Origin of the sequence: Mesorhizobium sp. M4B.F.Ca.ET.017.02.2.1, assembly GCF_003998955.1 — a bacterium.
GTDB classification, from domain to species: Bacteria; Pseudomonadota; Alphaproteobacteria; order Rhizobiales; family Rhizobiaceae; genus Mesorhizobium; species Mesorhizobium abyssinicae.
The window spans coordinates 1-1,531 of the sequence record NZ_RZOF01000598.1; the positions used below are offsets into that span (position 1 = coordinate 1).

At 62.2% G+C, this 1,531-nt stretch carries 3 protein-coding genes; all 3 read left to right on the forward strand.

The genetic code is table 11. The features are described 5' to 3' along the window. A partial coding sequence (locus EN738_RS35810) for a hypothetical protein (protein ID WP_189606135.1) occupies window positions 1-279 on the forward strand: 279 nt, incomplete at its 5' end. Between the two features lie 70 nt (window positions 280-349). Continuing rightward, window positions 350-640 carry a hypothetical protein gene (locus tag EN738_RS34190; RefSeq protein ID WP_127287355.1) on the forward strand — a complete coding sequence of 97 codons (291 nt, stop codon included), beginning with the start codon at window positions 350-352 and terminating at the stop codon, window positions 638-640. Then, window positions 637-1,531, forward strand: an 895-nt coding sequence (locus EN738_RS34195; protein ID WP_210214106.1) for a hypothetical protein, incomplete at its 3' end; no start/stop codon positions are given. The genes EN738_RS34190 and EN738_RS34195, both read left to right, overlap by 4 nt.

A 1,531-nucleotide genomic window follows, 5' to 3' on the forward strand; every position in this document is an offset into this window, starting at 1 on the left:
TCGCTGTTCAAGCCAGGCGGCGGGTACTATCGCAAGCCGATCAAATACGTCCGCGATGGCAAGATAGTCGACCTCGACGAGCCGCCGCCCGCACCCGAACTAGTCGAGTGGCCAGCCCTCGCGCCGGAGATTGTTGCAGCGCTGCTCGCCGGCTTCCAGGCTCCGCCGATCGAGCTGCCGGACGCGGCTGCGCTGGAGCGCCGTCTTGGCCGCATGGTGATCGACAGGCAGATGGCCGCCATGATTGACGACGACGACGCGGTGCTTCTGCTGCTCTGAATTGCAAGCGGCTTAGAATTGCGCAGTGACCCCTTGCACCCTGTACCAGCCCGAAAAGCAGGACAGGAAATTGGCCAGGTACGTTTTCCGAGATGGCATCTTCGTCGACCGGCAGACCGGCGCTCCGATGGAAAAGCCGTTCGCTGGCCAGATCGTCATGCCGAACGTCATTTCCGACATCCCGGACTACGCCTCGCCGATCGACGGCCGAATGATCACGTCGCGCTCTGAGCGCCGCGATGATCTGAAGCGCAACAATTGCGTCGAATACGAGCCATCCCTGTCACCGACGAAGGGCAAATTTCGCAACCCCGATTTCTGCAAGAAGCGGGGTCTTCAGGTGTCAGAGGAATTTCGATGAGCACTGCTGTCGCAGAAAGCCTTGCCAACAATGCCCCGCCAGCCGGCGCCATCGCCGAGGCCGTGAACAACAATGCCGCGACGGCTATGGCCGATGACGCGGCACTGGAAGCCATCTGGAACAAGCACGAGCGCGACAACGGCGCCGAGCGGGACGGCGGCAAGTTTGCCAGTCCCGACCCAGCCAAGAAATCTGCTGCCGAGGGTGCCCCTCAAGCTTCCGGCGGCGATGGTGGAGAGGGACTAGCCGGCGAAAGTCTGACGCCTGGCGCCGAGCCGGTTCCTCTCCCGGCCAACTGGCAGGGCATCAAGGGCGGCGTCGCGGACAACGTGAAGCAGGCATGGGAGAAAGCCCCGGCTGAGCTTCGCAGCTTCGTCGCGGCACGTGAGCAGGAACTTCAGCAGCGCCTGTCCGACCAGGGCAGGAACGCATCAGCCTACAAGCCCATTCAGGACATCCTCGACCGCAACGGCAAATACTTCGACGCGGCTACGGGCAAAAAGGGCGCCGACGGCAAGGTGATCACGCCGGCACAGGCGATCGAGTCTCTTTTCAACGTCCAGCAGAGCATGGACCAGGCCCCGGTCGAAACGGTGATGAGCATCGTCGACCGCTACGGCATCCGCGACAAGATTGCGGCTGTCTTCGGCCAGAGCGTCCAGCAGGGCGAAAGCGAATTGCGGCAGGAAATCGCCGGGTTGAAGCAGATGCTCGCATCTGTCCACAACTCCGCGAACATCGACGACCGCATAAACCAGAGGCTTCAGGAGCGCGACGCCACCACCGCCGCCAATGAAGAGTTGGGCCGCTTGTCAGCCGACAAGCCGCTTTACTCCGAAATCCCTGAGAAGCGGATGGTCACCTTCATCAACGATGCATGGGACCGGCTTG